The organism is Thermosynechococcus sp. PP555 (genome assembly GCF_031583225.1).
Lineage (GTDB): Bacteria > Cyanobacteriota > Cyanobacteriia > Thermosynechococcales > Thermosynechococcaceae > Thermosynechococcus.
The window spans coordinates 966,232-988,696 of record NZ_CP134168.1 but is presented as its reverse complement, the minus strand read 5'-3'; the positions used below and the strand labels follow the sequence as shown (position 1 = coordinate 988,696).

The following is a 22,465-nucleotide window of genomic DNA, read 5'->3' as shown; positions in this document are numbered from 1 at the left end:
ATTAAAATTTGCCTTCAATTAAACCTTCGGCCTCTAGGGCGATCGCTCGCAGGCGGTCTAGGATCTGCGGATCCGGTGCTTGCCACAGTTGACGCTGGGCAGCTTCGAGGAGTCGCTCCGCCATGTCCCGCAGTGCCCAAGGATTATGCTGCGCCACAAAGGCTTGCATTTCGCTATCAAGCAAATAGGTCTGAGTAATGCCTGTAAACACATAATCGGGCACACAGCGAGCCGTAGCGGCATAGCCAAAGAGATAATCCACTGTGGCGGCCATTTCAAAGGCACCTTTGTAGCCATGGCGCTTGATGCCGGCTAGCCATTTGGGATTAATGACGCGGGAGCGATAGACTCGCAGCAGTTCCTCTTGGAGGGTGCGAATTTTTGGCTGCTCTGGCCGTGAGTGATCGCCAAAGTAAACCGTGGGCTGCTGCCCCGATCGCGATCGCACGGCAACGGTCAAGCCCCCCTGAAACTGGTAATAATCATCGGAGTCCAATAGATCATGCTCGCGGTTGTCTTGGTTTTGCAGCACCACTTGCAATTGACTCAGCCGCTGCTCTAGGGCTTCCGCTGCATTGTGGCTGTGGGCTTCGCCGGTGTAGGCATAGCTACTCCAGTGAATATAGGCGCGGGCAAGATCGTCATCCCCCTGCCAGTTTTGGGCTTCGATCAGTCCTTGGAGTCCCGCCCCATAGGCACCGGGCTTGGAACCAAAGATGCGAAAGCGTGCCCGTTCCTGAGCTTGATTCAGGGAGAGACCCTGCTGTTGCCAATAGGCCGTTTCTTTGGCCACTTGGGCTGCCAAGGGATTTTGATCCGCGGGTTCATCCAACTGGCTCACCCGCTGCACCGCTTCATCAAAAAGAGCAATCAGGTTGGGAAAGGCATCGCGGAAAAAGCCAGAAATCCGCAGCATGACATCCACACGCGGTCGTCCCAACAGCGACAGGGGAATCACCTCCAAATCCACCACCCGCCGCGAGGCGCCCTCCCAGACAGGACGAACCCCCAACAGGGCAAGGGCTTGGGCAATATCGTCGCCCCCGGTGCGCATGGTTGCGGTGCCCCATACCGAAAGACCTAGGGTACGGGGAAATTCTCCCTGCTCTTGACAATAGCGTTCGATGAGGGCTGCCGCCGATCGCTCCGCCAACGCCCAAGCAGCTTCCGTCGGTACCGCTCGCAAATCCACTGCATAGAAATTCCGTCCGGTGGGTAGGACATCCGGACGACCACGACTGGGGGCACCGGCAGCGCCACTGGGAACATAGCCGCCATTGAGGCCATGGAGAAAGTGGTCAATTTCTTGGCGGGTCTGTTGCAGGGCAGGGTAGAGCACCGTACGAATCCAATCCAGTACCTGCTGAGTTGCACGGCCACAGGGGAGATCAGGGGTGCCCTTCAGTAAGTCCTCCACCAGTTTTGCCGCGGTTTCCTCGAGGGCATGCTGCCACTCACCAACGGAACGGTATCCAGGTACAGGACTTGGATCGGTTGGGTTAGCGGTCAGAGGATCTAAATCAACCCCTTGATCCTTTGCTAAGGCACGAGTGAGACCCATGTGCTGGCCACTGGGACTGCGGGCGATCGCCACCATCAGATCTCGCAACTGCCGTCCCTGGGGGCATTGGCCAAGAATATGCAGGCCATCGCGAATCTGGGCATCCCGCAGATCACAGAGGTAGCCATCGGTGCGCGCTAGCCACGCCGTCCAGGTTTCCTCAGGATTGGGGGCACCAATTTCTTGATCGAGATCGAGTTCTTTGACGAGGGCTTCAATCTGCTGCCGCAGCACACTCAAACGGGGGCGATCGAACTGCTCAGCGGCGTAGTATTCCTCAATGTAGTGGCTGAGGGTCTCTAGACCACCGTACAGCTCAGCACGGGTGAGGGGGGGGGTCAGATGATCCAAAATCACTGCTTGAGCACGGCGTTTGGCTTGGGCACCTTCACCGGGATCGTTGACAATGAAGGGGTAAAAGTGGGGGACAGGGCCAAGGGCAATTTCGGGAAAACAGGTGTCACTGAGGGCAATGCCTTTGCCAGGGAGCCATTCTAGATTGCCGTGCTTGCCGACATGGACAATCGCATCCACCCCAAAAACATGGCGCAGCCAAAAGTAAAAGGCGAGATACGCTGGGGTGGGTTCCAAATCGGGGGCATGGTAATTCAAACTGGGGTCGCGATCGTAGCCCCGACTGGGTTGGACACCGACAAAAATGTTGCCCCAACAGTCACCAGCAATGGGGAGGTCTGTGGTGGGCGACGGCCAGCGTTCGTTAATGGCCGCCTGTACTGCCCTTGGTAGGTTCTGAAAATAGTGCTGGTAGGCCTCAAGGGGAAGGGTGTAGCGGGGCTGCCGCCAGTGATTGCCTTCGGGGTCGTTGGTGCGGTAGCGGCTGAGGTGGTGGATCAGGGCATCGCCATCCTTGGGCAACGGGTCAGTACCCAGATCATAGCCAGCCTGCTGCAATGCCTTCAGGAGTGCTACCGTACTGTTGGGGGTGTCGAGACCGACGCCATTGGCAAGACGACCATCGCGGCAGGGATAGTTGGCTAAAATCAGGGCAATGCGGCGCTCATGGGGGGCTTTGTAGCGCAGTTTCAGCCAGTTGGCTGCCAGATCACTGACCCAGTGCAGGCGATCGCCCGCCGGGGCATAGGTGGTCACGGTGGTTTCCACATCTGTTTGAATTTGCGACACCGCCTTAAAGGACACCGCACGGGTAATGATGCGGCCATCCACCTCCGGCAGGACGACGTGCATGGCAAGGTCGCGGGGCGTCAGTCCTTGGGGATGGTGTTGCCAAGTCTCGTGGGTGTTGCTGCTGAGAATGACCTGTAGCACGGGGACATCCAATTGCTGCCAAAAGTTGACCTCCTTGGGCTTGGCGATCGCGAACCCCGTCGTATTGAGAATCAATTCCACCTTGCCCCGCCATGCCGCCAGCAGTTCCCGTTGAATGTCTAGATCTTGCAGCGAGGAGACAAACAGGGGGACAGGTGCCAATTGCCGCTGCAGCAAGGCCTGAGCGAGGGCATCCATCACCGCCGTATTGCCCGCTAAGTAATGGGCACGGTAAAAGAGAATCCCCACCTGCGGCCAGTCGCTGGCTATCTGCCCCGCAATCGGATAGCTGCCCCAGCGGGGAATCCTTTGGGGGGGTGGGGGGGGCTGGCCCCAACCGCAACCGTAGTGGCCAATGAACTCTAGGGCACGCTGAATATTTTCCTGTCCGCCCTCGCGGAAGTATTGCCAGAGGCGATCAACTTGGGCCAGCGGCCAACTGGAGAGGCTCATGAGTTCTAAGTCGGGGCGATCGTCCCCCGGCAATAAGATCAACTGCCCACCGCGATCGCTGACCATTTGCTGCGCCACCTCTAGGCCATAGCTCCAATAGCCCCGTCCCCCCAAGAGGCGAATCACGACCACGTCGGCCTTGGCTAGGACGCGATCGCCATAGTCATCAATGGCTGCTGCTGCTTGTAAATGCAGTAAATTCGCCAAGCGTAGAGGGGGAAAGTTCTCGGGTAGCTGCTTGTAGGCTTGAGCCAGCAGGGCAATATCCGTATCCGCTGCCGTTAAAATAATAACGGGAGCACTGCTTTGCTGTAGAAATGCAACATCGCTGTTATCTGTGGCAACAGTCAGATCATTTAATGTAAGAATTCGATGCATGCGTTGACAACAATCATTAAAGAAACTGGTGGGTTTTCCCCCCTGTCCCCCTTGAGCCGCTACAACAGAAATTAATGGGAAAAGCCTCTAGCGATCGCAACCCGCATGGCAATGCCACTTTCTGTGATGAACCGATCAAGGATTGAACTTCAAAAACTATGCGCCAGCCCGTCTTTGATCGAATTTTACCAGCATTTTTCTACGAGCGAATCGCCACAGTCCTGCTCGCAGAAGCTAGCCATCGCGGCGCAACTGTCCTTACCCGTGAAGAGGTGATAGCGTCTGCCGATGCCCCTTTTCTCGTCGTCGTGGCAGAGACCTTTGCGCTGCTGTTGCAGGCAGAAACCGTACCGCAGATGAGTGCCTATCGGGTAAAAATCCTCACTGAGCCGGTGGCGATCGCTCGCTTTCTGCGCAAAATTCGCAGCCAGACACCCCTAGGCCAGCGTTCCCTGATCCGCTCAGTTTTGCAGCAGTTGATTCCCTTGACCGCCAAAGACCAAACGTTGCCCGCCGACTTGGCCCTTTCGCTGATGAATGTGCTCAGCGAAGACATGGCTCAGCAGTGTCAAAATTGTGCCCCCCTTGTCACTGCTGCCTTGAGCGAACGACAGGCCAAAGAGCGCCTGCTGCATCAGGTCACCACCCAAATTCGCCAAAGTCTGGAGCTACCAGAACTGTTGAAGATGGCAGTGGATCGGATTCGCGAATTTTTAGGTGCCGATCGGCTACTGGTGGGACAGTTTTACAATTCTACTGGTCAATTGCAGGGGCAAATTGCCTACGAATCTTGCCGCCATGGCGGAATTCCGTCGGTTCTTGGGCTCTGGGATGACTGCTGGCAGTGGTCTGCCCTACCCAGCAGTAGCTATCAGCGTCTCAGTCGTGGCCAAACCATCACAGTCAGTGACATTGACGAATTTTATCAAGAGGTTCCCTGCCTACAGGCCTTTGCCGCCCGCTGGCAGATCAAGGCTTGGCTAATTGTGCCAATCATTGTTCAAGAAAAACTTTGGGGAGTGCTCATTGCCCACCAGTGCGATCGCCCCCGCCAATGGCAACCCCAGGAAGTTGAGTTTTTGACCCATTTGAGTCAACACCTGAGTATTGCCATTTACCAAGCGCAACTCTACAGCGAGCTGCAACAGCAAAAGGCTACCCTTGAACAGCGCGTGAATGAACGCACCCAAGCCCTGCGGGAAGCCCTGAGTGCCATGGAAGCCGCTCATCGGATTAAGAATGACTTTTTGGCCACCATGAGTCATGAGTTGCGCACGCCCCTCACCTGTGTGATTGGGGTTTCGGCCACCCTCTTGCGCTGGCCCCTCGGTCCGCTAACGGAAAAACAGCGGGAGTATTTGGAAATTATCCATGAGAGTGGCACGCACCTGCTGGAGTTAATTAACAGCATTCTTGATCTCTCCCAAGCGGAATTGGGGCGATCGCGGCTGCATTACAGTGCCTTTTCGATTCGGCAACTCTGTACCGACTGCCTCGAAGTGGTCAAATCCCAAGCCCAGCGCCATCAAATTCACTTGCAGCATCAACTGATGATCCCGCCAAGTCGCGATCGCTTTTGGGGAGACTACCGCCGCATCCAGCAAATTCTCATTAACCTGCTCAGTAATGCCATTAAGTTCACGCCTGCGATGGGGGAAGTGATTCTGCGGGCATGGTGGAAAGAGGATGAACTGATTTTCCAAGTGCAGGACAATGGCATCGGCATCCCTGCGCACCTGCAACCCTTGCTCTTTCAGAAGTTTCAGCAGTTGGATAGCTCCTTTGGCCGTGCCTATACCGGCGCTGGTCTCGGCTTAGCCCTCACCAAGCAATGGGTGGATCTGCACAATGGCTGGATTGAAGTTGAGTCCACTGAAGGCAAAGGCAGCACCTTCACCGTTGGCTTACCTGCAACCTCTACGGACACTCTCTTGGAGCCGACCAAAGTCAAATTGGATGTGCCGCCCCTCGCCACAACGGATGTACTGGTCGAACCGGAGGGGCGAATTGTGCTTGTCAGTGAAGAGGAAGCCACAGCCACCCTCATCTGCTCGATTTTAACCACAGCGGGTTACCAAGTGATTTGGCTCGTCGATGGTGAAGTGGAACGGTTGCTAGCCCTGACGCCCATTGCCGTTCTTTTGGCAGAACCCTTTAGCTCTGGGGATTTGCAGGAGCTTGTAGATCAATTGCGACAACGCTGTACCCCTGAGCAACTGAAGATTTTTATTTTGGGATCAGAGCGCCCTTATCGGGGGGCTGATCGCCACATTTCTCTGCCCATTCATCCAGAAAGTTTTCTGCAACAGGTAACGATGGGGCTAACTTCCCTTGCGATCCCTGCCCAGTAGGGAAAAGGCTTGATCCACTTGACGGTAGAGTTCTTGAAGACCACTTGTATTCCAAAGAACGGTGTCTGCTCGTCGAATTTTCTCTTCTAGGGGAAGTTGACTGGCTAGGCGCAGGGCGGCGGCACTTTCAGAGAGACCATCCCGCTGCTGAAGGCGAGCTAACTGCTGTGCAGGTGTGGTGGCAACGACCCAAATCTGATCCACTAACCCTTCGAGGTGGGCTTCGAACAATAGGGGAATCACGAGGGTCAGCAGGGGCTGATCACATGCTTGAATGGCTTGCTGCATCTGGGCAATAACCCAAGGGTGAATTTGCGCTTCTAGCCAGTGGCGCTCTTGGGGTTGGGCAAAGACAATTTCCCCTAAACGGGAGCGATCGAGGCTGCCATCATCACGGCAAATCTCAACACCATAGCGATCGAGAATCGCTTGATAAATGGGCGTTCCGACGGCAACCGCCTGCCGCGCTAACTGGTCGGCATCGACAATAGGCACACCATACTGCTGCTGCAAATAGGCAGCCACCACCGATTTACCGCAGGCAATTCCCCCCGTGATACCGAGGCGAAGCGGTCTAGACACCCCCTTGGAGCCGCACCGCTGGCTGCATTAAGCGCACCCGTGCCCCAATATCCGCTGGCACAGTGGGGAGCATTTGTTGATAGGTCACTGTCTGACCGGGACCGACAGTTGCCGGTTCTGGCGTCGCTGCACCCGTTTGTAGAATTTGGCCATTAGGCCCCACGACCTCATAGTTAACGGATTGAATCGTTACCGGTTGGCGGTTATTGTTCGTCACGGTACCGGTCACCACTGAAGAGCCTGGTAACTTCAGTACAGGTTGAAGCTGCGGCTGCCCCACACGGATATTGCGTAGGAGCTGTTGTTCCAGCACTTTGGGATCGACTTCTTGGGGCGTCTCTGATGGTGTTGGCGTAGAAGCGGCTGCCGTTGCGCCAGAAAGGTTGAGCAAATGATTCCAGTAGCGTTGATTGCGTCCCCACTCATAGGGAGAGTTGCCAATAATCACAATGTCGCCCGCAGCCCGCTGTGCCAAGGCAGGGAGGGGGGCGATCGCTCCAAGAAGCACAATACTGGTTAGCCAAAGGGGAAATGGCGATCGAGTTATCTTTAGCATGGCGCACGCTCCTGTCAATGCAGCCTACTCTCCATCCTACTGCAACTTGATGTGGGGTTTGGGGTCAGCCAACCGCCCTCAATATCGGCACAGGGGCAGCTATCGCAACAGCGGCATATTAACAATTTGGGGATCAATACCGGCACTCTTGAGCACATCTTGCCACTGCTGTTTGATGGCAGCGTCATTGGGATTGCTTTGCTGCAACTCCACAAGGGTTGCCAAGGTATCGTTCCAGAGTTGACTGGTGGCCAAAAGGGGCAGGCGATCAGCCGGAGGCATGGTGGTAATTACCTGGGCAAGGTTGCTGTCCAGCTCAGCCCGCTCAATCCAGCCCGTCACAAAGGGATTGGCATCGGGTTCATTGGACTTACAGGTGAGGGAGAAGATCCACTGGTATTTTTGCCCCGGTTGTAGCTTCGCCTTACTGGCATCCACTGTCACAGGTAAAATGCCGGCTTTACCATTCAGGGGCACTTGTTGGGTGAGGAGCAGATCGCCAGCTTCTGAGAGCAGCATCAGTTCCGCCGATTTGGCCGTGCTTTGGGGAACAAAGAAAAAGAGACTGGGATTGGCCGCAGCGGTCATCCCCAAGTTGTTATCGGGCACAAGAGCGACAATTTTTGTCAGAGAGCCTTGGGTACATCCCCCAAAGCGGGTGGCGCCTGCGATCCGTTGCCCTGGCATGCCGCGATTTGAGGGTACAAAGGTGAGACGATTACTCGATTGGGCAGCGTAGCGATCGCGAGCAATATAGGCCTCGACATTACTAATCGCTGTGAGGGCATAGCGGTTACCGGGGCGCAGACTGAGGGCACGGCGGAAATTCACCAAGGCGGATGGATAGTCGCGTTTGGCGGTGAGTTGATACCCCCGCTGCATGTAGCGATCGAACTCACTGGCTTCGCTAGGGGAAGTTTGGCCAACAGCAGGTAACGATGGCAAAATAACTGGCAGGGCACCCATCCCCATTGCCAAGGTACCGACAAGCAGCCACGAAAGGCCAAAACGGTGGGTAGACATAGCACTTACCTACTGAACATGCTAACTATCTTTAAGGTACTATCGGGAAGAAAACCCGATTGTGATCAGGCTTGCACATCCCCTGTGATTTCCGTAAAAGAGCAGCAAACGAGCAATCATTCCTCCCTTGCGCCGATCACGCTTCCCTTGGTGGAGATGTTCTCAGCGATTCAAGGGGAAGGCGCTAATGTGGGGTGTCGGCAAATTTTTATTCGCTTGGCGGGTTGTGATCTCCGCTGCACCTATTGTGACAGTGCCCACACATGGTTTGTTCCCGCCCATGCCCTAATTGAAGCACAAGCGGGCGATCGCTACTTTCAAACCGTACCCAATCCCGTCACTGCCGCCCATATTCTCGAAGCCGTACAGCAGCTCAATACTCCCCCCATCCACGACAGTATTAGTCTCACCGGCGGCGAACCGCTGCTCCATGCTGCAACACTGGCACTATTTTTGCCCCTCCTCAAAGCCCATAGCTCCCTGCCCCTCTACCTTGAAACTGGCGGACACCATCCAGAAGCACTGGAGCAAATTCTTCCCTATCTCGATAGTGTCGGCATGGACATTAAGCTCCCCAGCGTCAGTGGTGAGTGCCATTGGTCAGCCCATGAAGCCTTTTTGCGCCTGTGCGATCGCGCCCCTGTCGAGGTCTTTTGCAAAGTGATTATTTCCCAAACAACGGATCCTGCTGATTTAGACCGCCTCGCTACCCTTGTGGCCAGCGTCAATCCCCATATCCCGGTCTTTCTCCAACCTGTAACGCCCGTAGGTACCGGTCGCTGTACCCCCCCACCCACCCCGGAACAACTCCTCAGGTGGCAAGCGCAATTGAAGGCACAGCTGACCCAAGTGCGCGTCGTCCCCCAAACCCATAAATATCTCGGCCAGCGCTAGGGGTATTTTTTAATTACTTTTTAATCAAAATGTACGCACGGACATAATTGGGGATGCGACGGGCAGCCGCTTGGTAGGTAGCACGGTCTGGAAAAATTCCCGCTAGAAAGTCCAACTGATAGAGATTGGGCATAAAGGCTCCCCCCGTATCGGCAATCACGCCGAGGCGCAGTTTAGGCTGACCGCCTTGGGTATCTTCAACCACAATGACTCGCCCAAGACCGATATTCCAGACATCCCCCGCAAAGGTCACCTCAGGTTGGGTATTGATTTTGTTTTCAATGGTGCTGCCATAGCCCTTAAGGAAAGGGACTTCACGAAAATACCAGTAGCGTCGCTGCTCGTAGGGATCAACCCCCTTGACGAAGGGAATATCATTATTGCGATCCACATTGAAAAAGGCTTCAGTGCCATCGGTAAATTGCACCAGAATCGTCCCCTGCATCAGGGCATCCTCAAGCCCTCTCCTCGTCAAGTAGGCCAAAGGCTTCACCCGTCCATAGAGGGAGCCACCCGGTTCAAAAATCCCTTCCAGTACCTGTTGCTTTGTCAGTTGCTTATAAAATAAGTCCTCGGGTTGATCGGGAACACGGGGCGGCAGAGCATAAAGCGCCGTATTGTACGTCTCTGTGCGGGTGCGTGATCCGCGATGGGTAAATACCGCATAGTTGGTGAGGCGCAATTCCTTAGTTTGATGCGGATTGCGGGGGTTGTGGGGCAGCCATTGAATGACGCGAAAGTGCCGATTAATAAATGCGGGGTCTTGCAAACGAATTGGGCGCTTGCGACTAATATCCTCCGTGAGCGTCGCAATCATAAAGTCTAGGGTGTCGAGGACTTGGGGCAGCGTCACCCCCTGAATCGCCAGAATGCCCTCCCGCTGGGTAATGGGGTCTGTTTCCCTAAAGTCTTGAAAATACTGGCGAGTGCTACGCAACACTTGCAGCAGCTTCATCGGGGCGGTGCTAATGCGGTGGGCGGGCAGGGGGCGATCGCGAAACAGGTTCCGCCCATCCACTTGAAACTGGGGCTGGCCAAACTCATCCAGCACGGTGTACAGGGGAGATACAGCCACAGGGGACGTTGTAACCGTTGCAGATGCTTCTACTGGTGCTGAGGGAACCGTTGCCGCTTGACAGCCCACTGCCAAAAACATCAGACTCAGACAACTTGCCGCACTCAGCCAATAGAAACGCATAAGCAGACCTTGAACATGTTTAGCCTGCACTCCCTAATCCTCGCATCGCAGGTGGGGGTTAAGGCGCGGCAATGTAGGGAAGCGGAGTGGCCAATCGATTCATCATCCTAACCTTATGTGGAAAACTCCACAAGGGATGCTGCTCTCACACCTATACGATAGACCTGCGATTCAAAGTCGGTAACAGTACCAGTGGCGGTGAGGGCTTGGATAAACTCTTCGCGGCGACGCGGATTGACATAGAGCTGACCAGCAATGTCAGTGATGTGAGCCTGTAGATCCGCTGGGGAGTCATAAGCGTAGATGCGAGCCAAGGCGGGGTTGACTTTGAGGTAATGACCATTGGGACTAGATTGCAAGATCCCCTCTGTGGCATTTTCAAAAATACTGCGGTACTGGCTCTCGGCAAGGCGGAGCGATCGCTCGATCTCTTGGCGCTCTAGCACATTGGTAAATACTTGACCCATCACTTGCAGCAGTGGTAGGAGGGTCTCTAGGTGGGAATGAGCCTGACGTACAAAGTCTAATCCCAAAAAGCCGATCAACTCCTCACCGCGATTGAGGGCAACCACAAGGAGGGACTGAATTTGCTGGACGTCTAGACCTTGGCGATCAGGGGAATCCTTGGGCAGGTTTTGGATGCAAGGCCAGATGACATGATCCTGGCTCTGAATTTCTTCGAAAAAACGGGGATAGTCTTGAGTCACAATCCCCTGAAGCTGTTCCTGCTGAGGTTCAATGCCGGGGGCGCACCATTCGTAGGTATTGGAAAAGCTCCCTTGGGTACCGGGGTCACGTTCAAAGAGGTAAGCGCGATCGGCCTCCGTCATTTCCCCCAAAAGACCCAGCACCTTATGGATGGCCTGGGGAATCTCCGTCAGGGGGTCGAAAAAGGTTAGCAGTGCTCCATCCTGAAGCAGTGAAGCTACGGAGAGGTGATTCCCCAAAAGCTGCTGGCCAATGCTGTTGGCGCTAATGACTTGATATTGGGGTGGGCGGGTGGCAGAAACACCAATCAGTAGTAGCCCTTGGGCACTGTAGTTAAAAAAAATCTCCAACAGGCGATCGGCCATGGAGAGGGAGGAAGCGGCCAGTGTCTGGCCTTGCAGAGGAGAGGGCTGAACCACGGCCAATGTTTCTAAATTTTATTTCTTAATCCATCTACTCTAAACGATTCTGGCCAAGATGAACTGCTAAATGGAAAACACTTTATGCCACACCAAATGCCACACCAAAACGATGCCGCCTGTGGCTGTAAGGGTGATCAGGTAGAGGGAACGGCTGAGCCGCAGAGCTGCAATAATCGTGCCTTGATCAATGGGGTGCAGCGGTTCTCCTAAAAAGGGTTTCACTTTCACCGTGCCGCGATAGATATTCGTACCCCCCAGCCGTACGCCAAAAGCGGCTGCATAGGCACACTCACTCCAACCGGAATTGGGACTGGGATCCTTGGGCGCATCCTGGCAACACCACTGCCATACCCGCTGCCACTGCCTAGAGCAAAGGGCAACTAGAAAGACGAGCCACCGACAGGGCAACCACGTGAGCACATCATCGGTTTTGGCAGCAAACCATCCCCAGTGGGTGTAGGGTGGCTCGCGATAGCCAATCATTGAGTCCAAGGTACTGGCAGCTTTGTAGGCCATGACGAGGGGCAAGGGGGTTAGTTGCGGAACGATAAGGGTGGCGATCGCCCCATAAAACAGCGGTGCCATCATGCCATCGGTCGTATTCTCACTCACCGTTTCCAGAACCGCCCGCAGAATCTCAGGCGCCTCTAAGTGGGCAGTCTCGCGACCCACATACTTAGCCAAGGACTGGCGTGCCCCCTCAAGATTGCTAGCCGCCAAAGGTGCCAATACCTCTGCCGCTGCATCCCGCAGACTACGACCCGCAAAGCCACTGGCGGTGCCCACGACTGCAATCCCCCAACCGAGGAGGGGCGAAATCGTCATTCCCAGTGCCACCACCCCCCAACTGATGAGGGCAGAACCTAGGATTAAGCTCAGTGTCAGCAGCGCCCCCCCCAACCGCTGTCCCCAAACTGGCCAGCCTTGGCCATAGTTGAACCCGTTGCTAAGGGATTGAATATAGGCTCCCATCCAGCGCACGGGATGCGGCCAGCCCCACGGATCCCCAAGGCCAAAGTCAAGGAGGGCAGCAGCCAGAAGAATCGTGTAGGCAATGAAGGCGCAAGACACAGGAACGATCAACGGGGGCGATCGCTCATTTTAGAACCTTAGCGCCACCCCGCCCGGTCCATAATCCGCAGAGCGTCGGCATTGTTGCGGCCAAACACTGCAGCATTGACATTTTGGCCACGGAAGTTGCCAAAGCGCCGCACAACCGGATGCAAGGGTACCCCGGAGCGCACGGGATATTCAAAGTTGGCCATGGCAAACATCTCCTGCGCCTTGGGACTCACTAAGTATTCGAGAAAACGAATGGCCCCTTGCCGATTGGGGGCACCCGCCACCACGCCACCACCGCAGATATTCACGTGGGCACCGCGATCGCGCTGATTCGGGAAGAACAAACCAACCTTCTCAGCAACTGCGCGGTCTTCTGCTTTATCTGAGGCCATTAATCGAGCGAGGTAGTAATGATTTGTAATTGCAATACCTCCAACACCCGCTGCACAAGCGCGAATTTGGGCGGTGTCATTTCCCTCTGGGGGTCGGGCAAAGTTGGCAACCAATCCCCGCACCCACTCTTCTGTTCTTTGAGAACCATGAATCGCCAGCAGTGAGCCTACCAAGGATTGGTTATAGACATGGCTGGAGCTGCGTGTGAGAATCTGCCGCCGCCACCTAGGATTAGCTAAGTCTTCGTAGGTGGACAGTTGATTGGGATTGACGCTGGATTTGTTGTAGATTAGAACGCGTACGCGCCGCGAGAGGCCAAACCAGTGACCTTGGGGTTCCCGCAGGTTGGCTGGCACCACGCTGTTGAGTACCCTTGACTGAATCGGCTGCAAAAGACCGGCCTGCTGGGCTCGCCACAAACGACCAGCATCCACCGTAATCAACACATCGGCAGGACTCCGACTGCCCTCACTGCGAATCCGTTCAATTAGGGCATCGGCCTCAGCTTCAATGAGATTGACCCGAATGCCAGTTTGCTCGGTGAAACCGTTGTAGAGGGCTTTGTCGGTATCGTAGTGCCGTGCTGAATAGACATTGATCACACCCCCTGCCTGCCGCTGTTGAGCATTGCTCGATTCTGCTTTTTGGTTCCAGAGGTGGTGGGCGACATAGGCCGTTGCCCCAGCGCCCATGCCCAAGAGTACACGGCGACCGACTTTCTGCATAGTTGAGAATTTCTCCTAAATGCAATCTGAGAAATATTCTAGGACGATGGCTTTGTTTTTGCAATTTAGTTGCAATAAGTTAAGTCTTTGCTGTACCATCACTGGCGATCGCTAGGGGATAACTCCACCCAATAGAGCGTAATCACCATCATGGCGCCCGTTTCGAGGTGGCGCACCCAATAGCTGGGATGCCGTTTTGTGGCACTGTCGAGAACAAGCCGCCGCCCAATGCGCCGCCAACTGGGTTCTTTGCTGCGCCAAGCAATGCGGCAACAGGGCCACGGTAACTGCTCGCGGTCAAAAAGGCGACAACAGGCACCCATGACCTCATAGCTGAATGAATAGCCGGGACTGTAGAATTGAGTCCCACTCGCCAAGACAGGTGGCTGTTCTATGGTTGAATCTAAGCCAATCAAGGGGATGCGCTAACGTGCAGGCCAGCTTTCCAGTGTATCAGGAATCCCCCCTAGGGTTCTTGGGCGGCAATCAAAAGGGCACAGCAGCTAAAGCCAATGACGAGGGGGAGCAAAGACTGCAGCCAGCCACTCAAGCCCGTGGTGACTAGGGCGATCGCCAGTGCCAACATCTGTAGGCGGCGTTGCTGCGGGGATGGGGCAGCCGGCAGGTCAATGAATTGCAAGCCATCGGTGGGCAAAGGTAAGGGCATCACGCCGCCAGGGGGAAACGCCCAATACTGGTACTGCTCAATAAAGAGATCTGTCCACCCATGTTCTTGGCACCAAGCCACTGCGGACTGATAGGAGTATTTGAGTAATTGCAACGAAGGATGACGATCCATAGGGGCACTGGTCAGGGCAAGACAATGAACATCTCTATTGAGAACATAACAGAACTGGGAAATCGGTTTGGAACCCTTGTAGTAACTCTTAATCCTTTTGCTTGGGAGAAAATTAAGATTCCCGAAAGAGGTCAGCAGATATACTGAAAGATAGATAGAGTTGTGTCAGAAAGCACAACGGTTCCTACACCACCGTTCGTTGCAGCCGAGTGATGTAAAGAAGTGTTTATTTATGTTTTGCAGTGAGGGGTATTGTTAAGCCATCAATTCATGGTTTTCAAGAATCACTAAATTTCCCGCAAATCCCCATGAAATCTGGCTTTGCCATGAGTCCAACCGAATCATGAATTCCCTTAAAACCATCTAGGAGGCGGTTATGTTGCTGGAGGCACCGACTGTACCGGTTTCACCGGTTGCCTTGCTCCATAGCTTGTTAGAACTGCGGCAGGAAATTACTAAAGAGGGGGAAGCCCGTTTTCAACAGTGGCAATCAAAAATTAAGCGATCCGAATTTATACCTAGTGCCCGCAATCTTGCCTACTATTTGGCCTTGCGCTGGCGGGATCTACGGGCAATTCAAATGGCCTTGATGCCTTGGGGGTTATCGTCCTTAGGACGGATCGAGTCGCGGGTGCTCCCCAATTTGGATGCGGTGATCAATACTTTGGGCGCCCTGTGCCATACCCATGAGTCACTGCCCCCCCGCCCACCCTTAGATGCCTTTTTTGCGGGCGATCGCCAACTGCGCCGCCAGACGGAAGAACTCTTTGGATCCATTCGCGGCAAACGCCATGGGCGCATCATGGTGACCCTGCCCCCTGAGGCGGCGACTGACCCCCAATGGAGCATTACCCTGCTGCGCAAGGGCATGAACTGTGCCCGCATCAACTGTGCCCACGATGACCCTGCCACTTGGGAAGCGATGATTGAGCACCTGCAAGCGGCAAGCCACATTACGGGTCAACCCTGCAAAATTCTCATGGACTTGGGGGGGCCAAAACCCCGCATTGCCGACATTTTTCCGGAAACGGTGCGCGTCCACGGCGGCGATCGCCTGCGGCTGACAACGGAAATTTGCCCTGATGGTGGAGAAATACCGCAATTCACCTGCTCCTTGCCAGAAATTTTGCCGCAATTGGCGGTGGGGCAGCGGGTTTGGATTGATGATGGCCACATTGGCGGTCGCATTGTCAGCAAAGATGAGCAAGGGGTGGAACTGACTATCACCCACTGCAAAGAAGGACAGCGGTTGAAAGTGGCCAAAGGCTTGAACTTCCCCGACAGTGATTTGCGCCTGTGTCCTCTGACCGAAAGCGATCGCGAGCATCTGGCCTTTGCTTGCCGCCATGCCGACATCATTGGCTACTCCTACGTCCAGTCCGCCGAGGATATTGCCCTACTGCAACGGGAACTGGAGCATTGTTGTGGCGATCGCGCCGACCAGATGGGCATCATTGCCAAAATTGAGACCCCGAAAGCAATTCGAGCACTGCCAGAACTGATCATCCAAGCGGCGGGTCGGCAACCCTTTGGCGTCATGATTGCCCGAGGTGATCTCGCGGTTGAAATTGGCTACCAACGCTTGGCAGAAATGCAGGAGGAAATCCTCTGGCTCTGTGAAGCCGCCCATGTGCCCGTGGTTTGGGCCACCCAAGTCCTTGAAAACTTGGTGAAAAAAGGCGTGCCCTCCCGTGCAGAAATCACGGATGCGGCGATGGCGGAGCGAGCGGAGTGTGTCATGCTCAACAAAGGCCCCTATGTGGGACTGGCAGTAGATATCCTCGATGATGTCCTTGCCCGCATGGAAGCCCACCAGCAGAAGAAAACACCGCAACTGCGGGCACTGCACTCGTGGCACCCCTACGAGACAATTGTGCGCCAATAAACCTCTAGTTAGCCTTCAGAGAGGATGCTGGGGCGAATTTTATCCCCGTCCCGCAGGGGCCGACCCGAACGGACGACATAGCGATCGCCAGCATTCAAACCACTGAGGATTTCCACTTTGCCCTCCCGCCGTTGACCCAGGGTGACCTGCCGCTCCTGCACGCGATCGCCAACCACCACAAAAACGCTGCCTTGCCGTGAGGATAGTTGCCCCTCCTCAAAACCACTGAGGGCGGATTGCGGAATCATCAAACGCGGCGCATTCGCTCCTTGGAAGGCCACCCGTGCCAGTAAACCACTGCCCAGGCGTTCATCGGCATTGTCAATCACAACTTCCACAGGAATCAGACGGGCAGCGGCGGCGGCAGGTGAAATTCGCGTAATCCGTCCTTCATAGGTGCGGTTGGGCACGGCATCAAACGTCACTGTTGCCCCTTGGCCGGGAGCTAATCTCGCTAATTCCCGTTCCGAGACTTCCACAACAACTTTGAGTTGACGAATATCGCCAAGGCGAAGAACTTCTCCCCCCGGTTGCAGTAGGTTGCCCACTTCTGTCAGTCGCTCTAGCACCACGCCATTGAGGGGCGATCGCAGGAGGGCTTGATTCAACCGTGCCCGTGCCTGTTGGACAAAGGCGATTTGGGCTTGCACCCGACCTTGGGCAACGGCCACCCCCTGTTGGGCGGTCACCACCTCTGCTTCACGAGACCGCAGTACCTGCCGTGCTGTTTGCGCCGTTGTGCGTGCCTGTTCCGCTGCTTGTGCTGAGACGGCACCATCCCGCAGCAGGGTTTCAAGGCGGCGGGCGTCACTTTCCGCCTGTTGGAGGGTAAGACGGGCTTCTTCGACGGCTGTACGAGCGCGATTGACGGCGGCTTTGGCTTGGATCACCTCGTTGCGACGGGCAGCCAGTTCTGCCTCTGCTGCAAAGACGGCATTTTTGAGGACAACGGGATCCACCTCCGCCAACAGTTGCCCCGCTTGCACGCGATCGCCCACATCTACACTCAGGTGAAGAACTTGTCCCTCCACCTGCGATCGCACCATCACTTCACGGTAGGGGTGAGTGGTACCTGTCAGGGTTGAGCCTGTTTCCAGCCGTTCCAAGCGTGCCACCGCCACATCAGCAGTAACCCCTTCACTCTCCGGACGCGCGACTGCCGGTGATTCTAAGCGATTTATTGCCGACTGGCATCCCCCCAAGAGCACCGCGATCGCGATCGCCCCCAGCCATTGTTGTTTCGCCATCATCTGTCTATTTATCTTCCCAACTGCTGCCGATAGCCTATCACACCGTCCCCAACTGCATCAGTAACACCTCCCAGACAAGGCGAGGCTGAACGTACTGCTGCAAATACTGACGGGCACGCTCCAATTGCTGAAGCATAGACACCTTCTGCGGGAACGATCCCCCTTGCCAAATTTGCTGCTGCATTAGACCGAGGAGCCAGAGCTGTCGTTCCACATCAAGGGATTGGCTAATATCTCGTGCCAATTCCAAAGCAGTTTGTAAAGGGAGGGGTGTAGTCAGTTGTTTGCCGAGGTGGCGGAACGGCTCAGGAATCTCTCGCCATGTTTGCCACGCTTGCAGAACTGCTCCTGGGGAGCCAGCTCCTAGGTCAAAGAGGGCAGGGCTAACCTCCTGCCAAAATTCAGGGGGGGCGACCTGTCGCAGAACCTGTTCGAGATCGGAACGGTTGAGGGGATAGAAGGGAATTTTCTGACAACGGGAAACTATCGTATTCAAGAGTGCTGACGGACTGGGAGCAATGAGAATCAACGTGGCACGCCCCGGTTCTTCGAGGGTTTTTAGCAGGGCATTGGCGGCGGCTTCGTTCATGGTTTCAGCTTGGGTCAAGACCACTAGCGATCGCGACGCACGCATCGGCGGTTGGCTGAGGTGACGGCTAAGTTGGCGAATTTGCTCTAGACGAATCTGGGGGGCACTGCGGGGAATCTCCTTCTCAGCGGCGAGGAGTTGGCGACGGGTGTAGAGCGTCCCTTGGACACTGTAGGTGGGTTCAATCCAGAGGACATCCGGGTGGTTGCTGAGATCACTGGCCTCGTTGAGAATTGCTTGCAGAAAACAGCGGGCAGTGAGGGCACGGCCTACCCCTTCAGGTCCAATAAAGAGATAGGCGGGGGCGAGTCGCTGGCGATCGAGGGCATGGGTCAGGAGTTGCACAGCGGTTGGCTGACCAATGACAGAGCGAAACCAATTCATGGTTTGGGGAAATGGGCTGCAACATAGGCAATGGCACTGGGGCGATCGCTGACAAGGCCATCAAGCATTGCCGATCGCAGGGCAAGGAGAATTTGCCGTAACTGCGGTCCGCGAGGATAGCCCAACTGTTGCAGATCATGGCCATTTAGGGGCGGCTTTTGCAATCGCCAATGCCAGAGATACTCCCGCAATAGGGCGACATCCCCTAAATCGGCTGCGCTACCTTTTGCCTGCTGTACTGCGGCCAAAAGCACAATGACGGGTAAGGGGTGACGCTCTAAAAATTCACAGTAGCGACTGCGCTGTTGCTGGCTCTGCCGCAATCTCTGCCACTCCTGTTGGCATTGAGGAAAAGTGTCCAGCCACTCACAGATGTGCTCCCCCAGTTGCAGTTGACGGGCGATCGCCCCCGCCGTGGGGACAGTCACAATCAAGGCCAAGAGTTCTAGCTCCCACAGGGGAAAGGTTTGCCACTCTTGCCGCTCAGGCACTTCTGGCCACCACTCCCAAACCAATTTCAAGCGCACCTTGGCCGCCTGATCAAAGGTGACTTGGCGATCTAAACACTCAAGGGCACCCAATTCCGCGAGTAACGTCAAGGCACGCTCACCGCCAAAGTGTTCCGTTGGCGCAAGGGGCAGTTCAAGGATGTGGCGCAGTTCATTGCGCAGCCGACTTTGGAGGGAAGGCCGTTTTGAGGTGGGGCGATCGCGGGTGGCAAAGACACCGCTGGTGAGGGCATATTCAATGTACTGGCGGGTTTGCGGCTCTAGGTCAAAGCCAAGGCGCACAGCAAAGCGCACGGCTCGAAAAATCCGCGTCGGGTCTTCAATAAAGCTATTGGGGTGGAGCACCCGAATCAGTCGCCGCTGCAAATCCTCCCGTCCGCCAAAAAAATCAAGGACTTCCCCATGGCGCGGTGGTGTTAGGCGCATGGCTAGGGCATTGATGGTAAAATCGCGGCGGTAGAGATCTTGGCGAATCGAACTGGCAGCCACTTCCGGATGCGCGGCTGGATAGGGATAAAACTCACTGCGGGCGGTGGCAATATCCACAGCAAACCCGGCTAAGGGCAAGGCCTTCGGCCAGTGAAGTGCAGCGGTTTGAAACTGACCGTAGATCTGTAAATCGGTCTCTGGGTAGAGGTCATGGAGCGCTTGTGCCAAATGCACGCCAGCAGCTTCCTCCTGTTGCACCCCATCCACCACCAAATCAAACTCCCGTGTCGGTAAATGGTGATTCCCTTGGGCAATGGCCAGCAGCAGATCCCGCACTGCGCCACCCACAAGGTATAGTTGCCAGCCGCGTTCCTTGGCGATCGCTGCCGCCCGTTGTAGTAGTGTCCACAGTTGCTCCGGCAGCCGTTGTTGCAGTGCCTCGTAAAGATTTAGGGTTGGCAAGGGGCAGACCGTTTCCGTTTCGCGGCTGAGGGCATAGAGGTGGCGCAGCACATCGGTACGGGTGACAATTCCCACAAGATCACCTTGCTTATTCACCACTGGTAATCGCCCAATATCGTACTGCACCATTAGGGCTTGAATCTCTGGCAGTGGCGTTGTCGGGGAAACCGTGCGCACCGGTGCTTTCATGTATCCTTTGACCGGGGCATGGGCAAAGCCGTGGTGCAGCGCTACATCCAAATCTCGCCGTGAAATAATCCCCTGAAGTTCCCCTGCAGCACTCACCACCGACAGACCAGAGTGGCCATAGCGCAGCAAGACGCGGTGGGCATCGGCAATGGGGGTTTCTGGACGTACTGTTCGTACGGGTGAGGACATGAGTTCTGCCGCTGTTGGCGGATGGGGAATCTGTGCTTGAAGCGCTGTAAATATCTCTTTGAGCACCGCCTCTGGCTGGTCTGTGGTCATCGTCACTGCGGCGGCTTGGGCATGGCCACCCCCGCCAAGGGGAGCCAGCAAATGGGCAACATTGACATTGGGAATTTGGCTGCGGGCAATAATGGCGAGATGATGTTGGCGATAGCTATGCCCCAGAAGAATGGCATCGCATTCACTGAGATCCGCCAATTGGGTGATTAACCGCGAGAGGCCGGGGAGATACTCCGCCGTGTGCAGCAGCACCCAGCCCAGCCGATAGCCCTGATAAACTACTTGCTGGAGATTTGCCCATGCTTGGCGTAGATAAGGTTGCAGGTCTGCACTCAAGCCAGCCTCGGAATAGGTGGCGATCGCCCGCTGATTGGCGCCTTGGCTCAACAGCCATGCCAAGGCCTGCACATCCCGCACCGTGGTTTGCTCAAAGGTCAAGGAACCCGTATCGGCGTGAATCCCTAGGGCAAGAACCGTTGCTTCTGTGGGTGTGAGGCGAATCTCTGCGGTCTGCAACTGCTCGCAAATGATAGTACTGGTGGCTCCAACGGGTTCTAACCATTGCTGCTGGGAGACAATATCCCCCGTCATCTCCAAATGGTGATCGTACAGGCCAATTTGGACTTGGGGTTGATCCAGCCATCCTGCGGCTTGCCCCAATTGGCGACGCCACTGCGTATCCACCACCCAAATCTGGCGCAATTGACGGGGGTCAACGGCTCTTGCTTCAATGAGGGGATATTCATCGCGATGGTAGGCCAAAAACTCCCCCACCTTGGGATGGGTTCCCCCCGTTAAGACAATTTTGGTTCCCGGATAAAGGCGTGTGACACCGACGGCTGCCCCAAGGGTGTCAAAATCAGCAATTTGATGACAAAGGACAACATCCATCAAAGATTCCGCAAGGGGATTGCAATCATAGCGTAGCTTAGTGGCCTAGGCAATAAATGAGTACAAAAATTAGTGTTAAGTATTTTAGTACAGGAAGGGAATCAGTTTCTTCACCCTTTGCCGATACGTGGCATAGTCCTTAAACTTGGCCAACAGCCACTGTTCCTCCTGAGCGGCCTTGTGGTCAAAGAAGATAAAGAGGGCGATCGCCCCCAGCCCGTGGGAAAGACTCATTTGCCATACACCATAGGCCAAGGCCAAAAAGATCACACTGCTATAGATCGGATGGCGCACCCAACCATAAACCCCCGTGGTCACTAACTGACTGTCCTCCTTGGGATGGGGTAGGGGCGTCAAGTTGTTCCCTAGGTGAAACAAGCCAGCCATGCCTAGACCAAGGCCAATCAGACCCAAGCCAAGGGTCAATCCTAGGCGCACCACCAAGGGCAGGCTAACCACTCGGACCACTGGCAAGAGAATAAAGCCGATACTGAGTACCGTTTGGCCAATGACCCAAAATTCTCCCCGTTGATTGCGCCACCAGTCTTTGCTGAAGCCCCACTCTTGCAGTTTATTCACCTTGGTTGCCGCTGTTGGTGGATATCTTCAATTCTAGCGATCGCGCGCTCATTCCACAGGGGGCAACAATTTTGTGGCTTTCGCACTGGCCTTTTTCGCCTTCGTCTGGCCACTTCCCAGTTTACCCAAGGATTCTTGGAGTGTGCCCATCGGGCAAATCGCGCACCATGCCCGCTGATTAAAGATTACCCCCAAGAGAATCGCAACAATGGAGGTGACGACGCACATATTGACAAAGAGGCCACCTACCGCCACCCAGTTGCCCCATGCCAATGTCATGCGAAGGGCAAAAACCGTCATGATGAAGCTAAACACCGCCCAGCGAAAACTTTGTTTTTTGAAGAGTTTGGGATAGGGACGGTGGGGACTAAAGTGATAAAGCACAATGTCTAGGAACGCGCCACGCGGGCAGAGGTTGCCACACCAATAGCGGCTACGAAAATAGGCCAGCGCAGGAATACCCAGCATCATGGCCAGCATGAGGTACCCCAGCCACGGATACCAGAGGCCACCGATCGCAATTAGAAAAAATAGCCAAATCATTGCCCACTGACTGGGCTTGCCCCTCAACGATCGCTTCATAACCTGCCTAGTCTTATAGTCTTATATGACTATAGAGTTATTTAATAGAAAAAATCAAGGCCTAGATGCAGTGTCTTTATGACT

At 55.2% G+C, this 22,465-nt stretch carries 18 protein-coding genes; 3 read left to right on the top strand and 15 right to left on the bottom strand.

The features are described from left to right. Position 1: 1 nt before the first annotated feature. Entirely contained in the window at positions 2-3,679 is a 3,678-nt protein-coding gene (cobN, locus tag RHH27_RS04660) for a cobaltochelatase subunit CobN (RefSeq protein WP_302678987.1), read from the bottom strand. Positions 3,680-3,837: 158 nt separating this feature from the next. Between cobN and RHH27_RS04655 the strand changes: the two genes are divergently transcribed. Continuing rightward, positions 3,838-6,030, top strand: coding sequence for an ATP-binding protein (locus RHH27_RS04655; protein WP_302678986.1), 2,193 nt, complete (start codon positions 3,838-3,840; stop codon positions 6,028-6,030). On the opposite strand, the gene coaE is transcribed toward RHH27_RS04655, so the two are convergent. The 3 genes from coaE to RHH27_RS04640 all read right to left on the bottom strand — a co-directional run bounded on the left by coaE (position 6,001) and on the right by RHH27_RS04640 (position 8,191). Next, positions 6,001-6,612: a dephospho-CoA kinase gene (gene coaE / locus RHH27_RS04650; RefSeq protein WP_206201271.1), complete on the bottom strand. Its 612-nt coding sequence runs from the start codon at positions 6,610-6,612 to the stop codon at positions 6,001-6,003. The genes RHH27_RS04655 and coaE overlap by 30 nt on opposite strands. Next, positions 6,605-7,168 (bottom strand): FxLYD domain-containing protein, encoded by a 564-nt coding sequence (locus tag RHH27_RS04645; RefSeq protein WP_206201270.1) that lies wholly within the window; start codon positions 7,166-7,168, stop codon positions 6,605-6,607. The genes coaE and RHH27_RS04645 overlap by 8 nt, the downstream gene beginning before the upstream one ends. Before the next feature lie 99 nt (positions 7,169-7,267). Continuing rightward, positions 7,268-8,191 (bottom strand): DUF928 domain-containing protein, encoded by a 924-nt coding sequence (locus tag RHH27_RS04640; protein ID WP_302678985.1) that lies wholly within the window; start codon positions 8,189-8,191, stop codon positions 7,268-7,270. Positions 8,192-8,347: 156 nt separating this feature from the next. On the opposite strand from RHH27_RS04640, the gene RHH27_RS04635 reads away from it, so the two are divergent. Next, on the top strand, positions 8,348-9,085 hold the full coding sequence (locus tag RHH27_RS04635) for a 7-carboxy-7-deazaguanine synthase QueE (protein ID WP_315862918.1): 738 nt from the start codon (positions 8,348-8,350) through the stop codon (positions 9,083-9,085). Positions 9,086-9,098: 13 nt separating this feature from the next. Here RHH27_RS04635 and RHH27_RS04630 read toward each other — a convergent pair whose 3' ends face one another. The 6 genes from RHH27_RS04630 to RHH27_RS04605 form a co-directional block, all read right to left on the bottom strand. Next, entirely contained in the window at positions 9,099-10,283 is a 1,185-nt protein-coding gene (locus tag RHH27_RS04630; protein ID WP_206201267.1) for a hypothetical protein, read from the bottom strand. Between the two features lie 113 nt (positions 10,284-10,396). After that, positions 10,397-11,410: a PAS domain-containing protein gene (locus tag RHH27_RS04625; protein ID WP_302678983.1), complete on the bottom strand. Its 1,014-nt coding sequence runs from the start codon at positions 11,408-11,410 to the stop codon at positions 10,397-10,399. Positions 11,411-11,476: 66 nt separating this feature from the next. Continuing rightward, the gene (cbiB, locus tag RHH27_RS04620; protein ID WP_206201266.1) at positions 11,477-12,484 is read right to left on the bottom strand and encodes an adenosylcobinamide-phosphate synthase CbiB; all 1,008 of its coding nucleotides are present in this window, start codon (positions 12,482-12,484) and stop codon (positions 11,477-11,479) included. Positions 12,485-12,522: 38 nt separating this feature from the next. Further along, positions 12,523-13,593 (bottom strand): Fe(3+) ABC transporter substrate-binding protein, encoded by a 1,071-nt coding sequence (locus RHH27_RS04615; protein ID WP_302678982.1) that lies wholly within the window; start codon positions 13,591-13,593, stop codon positions 12,523-12,525. Positions 13,594-13,691: 98 nt separating this feature from the next. Further along, positions 13,692-13,970, bottom strand: coding sequence for a hypothetical protein (locus RHH27_RS04610; RefSeq protein ID WP_302678981.1), 279 nt, complete (start codon positions 13,968-13,970; stop codon positions 13,692-13,694). 89 nt (positions 13,971-14,059) lie between these two features. Then, positions 14,060-14,392, bottom strand: coding sequence for a hypothetical protein (locus RHH27_RS04605; RefSeq protein WP_206201264.1), 333 nt, complete (start codon positions 14,390-14,392; stop codon positions 14,060-14,062). 376 nt (positions 14,393-14,768) lie between these two features. Between RHH27_RS04605 and RHH27_RS04600 the strand changes: the two genes are divergently transcribed. Further along, on the top strand, positions 14,769-16,277 hold the full coding sequence (locus tag RHH27_RS04600; protein WP_302678980.1) for a pyruvate kinase: 1,509 nt from the start codon (positions 14,769-14,771) through the stop codon (positions 16,275-16,277). A gap of 8 nt (positions 16,278-16,285) precedes the next feature. Here the strand turns inward: RHH27_RS04600 and RHH27_RS04595 are convergent, their stop codons facing one another. From RHH27_RS04595 to RHH27_RS04575, 5 genes are all read right to left on the bottom strand, one after another. Then, positions 16,286-17,527, bottom strand: coding sequence for an efflux RND transporter periplasmic adaptor subunit (locus RHH27_RS04595; RefSeq protein ID WP_302678979.1), 1,242 nt, complete (start codon positions 17,525-17,527; stop codon positions 16,286-16,288). A 37-nt stretch (positions 17,528-17,564) separates the two neighbouring features. Beyond that, positions 17,565-18,500: a DNA polymerase III subunit delta' gene (locus RHH27_RS04590; RefSeq protein WP_206201262.1), complete on the bottom strand. Its 936-nt coding sequence runs from the start codon at positions 18,498-18,500 to the stop codon at positions 17,565-17,567. After that, on the bottom strand, positions 18,497-21,220 hold the full coding sequence (locus RHH27_RS04585; protein ID WP_302678978.1) for a CBS domain-containing protein: 2,724 nt from the start codon (positions 21,218-21,220) through the stop codon (positions 18,497-18,499). The genes RHH27_RS04590 and RHH27_RS04585 overlap by 4 nt, the downstream gene beginning before the upstream one ends. Before the next feature lie 84 nt (positions 21,221-21,304). Then, positions 21,305-21,799, bottom strand: a complete 495-nt coding sequence (locus RHH27_RS04580; RefSeq protein WP_206201260.1) for an isoprenylcysteine carboxylmethyltransferase family protein — start codon at positions 21,797-21,799, stop codon at positions 21,305-21,307. A 48-nt stretch (positions 21,800-21,847) separates the two neighbouring features. Beyond that, complete coding sequence (locus RHH27_RS04575) at positions 21,848-22,381, bottom strand: 4Fe-4S binding protein (RefSeq protein WP_302678977.1); 534 nt, start codon at positions 22,379-22,381, stop codon at positions 21,848-21,850. Between the last annotated feature and the right edge of the window lie 84 nt (positions 22,382-22,465).